The 2,995-nt window shown below is 72.8% G+C and carries 4 protein-coding genes; all 4 read left to right on the top strand.

What is annotated here, in order from left to right; translation table 11 throughout:
- On the top strand, nt 1–829 hold an 829-nt coding region (locus MXD58_RS24060), incomplete at its 5' end, for a Dyp-type peroxidase (RefSeq protein WP_250609981.1).
- Nucleotides 830–832: 3 nt separating this feature from the next.
- A complete protein-coding gene (locus tag MXD58_RS24055; protein WP_248837122.1) occupies nt 833–1,456 on the top strand; it encodes a copper chaperone PCu(A)C in 624 nt (207 codons plus the stop codon).
- A gap of 343 nt (nt 1,457–1,799) precedes the next feature.
- Nucleotides 1,800–2,315: a PH domain-containing protein gene (locus MXD58_RS24050; protein WP_248837121.1), complete on the top strand. Its 516-nt coding sequence runs from the start codon at nt 1,800–1,802 to the stop codon at nt 2,313–2,315.
- A 227-nt stretch (nt 2,316–2,542) separates the two neighbouring features.
- Nucleotides 2,543–2,995: acyl-CoA thioesterase (locus MXD58_RS24045; protein ID WP_250609980.1), on the top strand; the 453-nt coding region annotated here is incomplete at its 3' end.

The following is a 2,995-nucleotide window of genomic DNA, read 5'->3' as shown; positions in this document are numbered from 1 at the left end:
CCGCGCCGGGCTCGCCAGCGCCGTCCCGCCGCAGCTCGCCCCGATCCCTGCCTTCCCCCACGACCAGCTCGACCCGGCCCGCGGCGATGGTGACCTCGCCGTGCAGATCTGCGCCGAGGACCCGATGGTCGCCGCCTCCGCGGCCCGCACCCTGGCCATCGCCGCCCGTCCGTATGCCACCTCCCGGTGGACCCAGCGGGGGTTCCGCCGCAGCGCCGCCGCGGCCGGCGACCCGTTCGACACCCCCCGCAATCTCATGGGCCAGCTCGACGGCACCGACAATCCGACGGCGGGCACCGCGCAGTTCGACGTCGCCGTGTGGGCCGACACCAGCGCGCCCGGGTGGATGACGGGCGGGTCGTACCTCGTCGCCCGGCGCATCCGGATGGAGCTGGACCGCTGGGACCTCATCACCGTCGACGCCCAGGAGAAGATCATCGGACGGCGCAAGGGCAGCGGCGCGCCGCTGAGCGGCGGCGGGGAGCACACCGACCCCGATTTCCTGGCCCGCACCGCCGACGGCAGCCCACTGATCGCGACGAACTCGCACGTCCGGCTGTCCCATCCGCAGTTCAACAACGGTGTACGGATGCTGCGCCGCGGCTACTCCTACGACGACGGCTTGGCCGCCACCGGCGACCCCGACGCCGGGCTGTTCTTCCTCGCCTACCAGGCCGACCCGCGCACCGCGTTCACCGCGGTCCAACGCAAGCTCGACCGCCTCGACGCGCTGTCCGCGTTCCTCCGCCACACCGGCAGCGCCCTGTTCGCCGTCCCCCCGGCCGCCCCCACCGGCGGATACCTCGGCCAGCAACTCCTGGAGGCCTGACCCGTGCCGATCTCATCGTTCCCCGTCTCGCCGCGGCCCGGCCGCCGCGGCGCTGCCACGAGGACCGGGCTGGCCGCCGTCGCCTGCGCCGCTCTGGTGGGCCTCACCGGCTGCGGCTCCTCCGGCTCCTCCGGCTCCTCCGCCGTCGCGGCTGGCGGACCGGCCCCGACGGCAGCCGCCACGGTCGCCGGCACCGCCAGCGCCGACCTGGGTGACCTGCACATCCGCGGTGCCTACATACCCCAGCAGGCCAGCGACACCGAGGCCGCCGCCTACCTCACCATCACCGACAGCGGCGGCACCCCCGACGCCCTCACCGCCGTCACCACCCCGCTGGCGCGGTCGGTCACGCTGCACACCACCGTCACCAGCGGTGGGGCCGAGACCATGCGCGCGCTGTCCCAACTGCCCGTGCCCGCGCACGGCACGGCAGCGTTCACCGTCGGCCACAACCACCTGATGCTGACCAACCCGGTCCGCCGGCTCACCAGGGGCCAGCAGGTCCCGCTGACCCTCACCTTCGCCCACGCCGGCACGGTCACCCTCACCGTCCCCGTCGTCGGCTTCACCGGACCGCGACCCACCGACGACAGCATGCCGGGCATGGACATGTCGACCCCTGGGTGACGCCCGTGCAGACGCGGACATCGAACAACACGGGCAGCCTCGGTGCCCGCATCCGGGCCGCCCGCCTCGTCCCCATCCACGGCACTGACCTGTGAGACGACGACGGCGCGTGAGGGCCGGCAGGAGCGGCCGGGGTCTCGGCCCCGGCCGGTACGCGGCGCACCACTCGGATCGTGGCGGGTGGCGAGGTTCACCGACGCTCGCGTAGCACCCGATGGCCGAGCGGAACACCGCCCTGTATTGGTTTGCCGGCGGCGGTGCTATCGGCTGGCGGACATTTTCTGGCCTGGTCGCGGCATTGGAGACCATGGAAGCATGTGGGCCAGGATTCGGGGGTTTCCACATGAAAGTTTCCAGATATCTGGCTGTCAACGAGCAGGCGGTCACCAACGTCCGGCTGCACTGGGTGGTACTCGCCAGGGTCATTCTCGAGACGGTCGCCGGTCTGGTCGCCGTTCTCGCGATCGCGATCTACTCGGCGACGCACGGCGGTGGGGGGAAAGTGCTCGTCACGTTGCTGTGGTGGATGGCGCTGGCGGCGGTCGTCCGGCTGGCCTGGCGGGTGCTGGACTGGGACCGCACCCGGCTACTGATCACGACGTCGCGCCTGGTCCGGGTGTCCGGGATCATCTCCACGAAGGTGCAGAGCATCCCGATGTCAAAGATAACGGACCTCTCTTACACCATGGATCCCAACGGCCGGCTCCTCGGCTACGGCGCGTTCGTGCTGGAAACCGAGGGGGACCACAAGAGCGACCTGGAGAAGCTCGCGCACATTCCCCGGCCGGACCGTTTCTATCTGCTGTTCTGCGACAGCATCTTCGGCAGCTCACCCGAACCGGCCACGGACGAGTTCTGACCGCGTTCACACGCGCCGGCAGAGGGCTCGGCGCAGGCCGGCCCCGGTCGCGGGATCCGGGTTGTGAGGTCGTCGATCTCGCCGGCCCCCGCTCCCTCGGTCGCCGTCGGGGCGCGGTGACGCCACCCACGTGCGGATCTGACCAGCGTGACGACGGCGTAGCCTCGCCGTGTGCTGCTGAGCCTTTCGTCGGTGCTGGTCGTGGTCGTGGTCGCGGGTGGACGTCGATGACCGAGTACCGGCCCGAGTTCACCGATCTGCTGACGCTGGAGTCGGTGGATCGGGACATCTTCCGCGGCGCGTGCCACGCGGGCGCTCCGATGCGTGCCTTCGGTGGGCAGGTCGCGGCGCAGGCGCAGGTCGCCGCCGGGCGGACGGTGGAGGACGACCGGCGGATCCACTCGCTGCACGGCTACTTCCTGCGTCCCGGCCGCACCGACGCCTCGATCGTCTATCTCGTCGAGCGGATCAGGGACGGTCGGTCGTTCACGACCCGCCGGGTCAGCGCCGTGCAGGACGGCGAGACCATCTTCACGATGTCCGCGTCGTGGGCGCGGCCGCCCCCCCCCCCCCCCCCCCCCCCCCCCCCCCCCCCCCCCCCCGCCCCGCCCCCCCCCCCCCCCCCCCCCCCCCCCCCCCCCCCCCCCCCCCCCCCCCCCCCCCCCCCCCCCCCCCCCCCC

The organism is Frankia sp. AgKG'84/4 (assembly GCF_023242965.2).
In the GTDB taxonomy this organism is placed as follows: domain Bacteria; phylum Actinomycetota; class Actinomycetes; order Frankiales; family Frankiaceae; genus Frankia.
This window is presented reverse-complemented; position numbering and strand designations above follow the sequence as displayed.

Excerpts from the sequence above, each read along its gene's own strand:
- MXD58_RS24050 (WP_248837121.1), top strand. The coding sequence starts at position 1,800 with ATGAAAGTTTCCAGATATCTGGCTGTCAACGAGCAGGCGGTCACCAAC.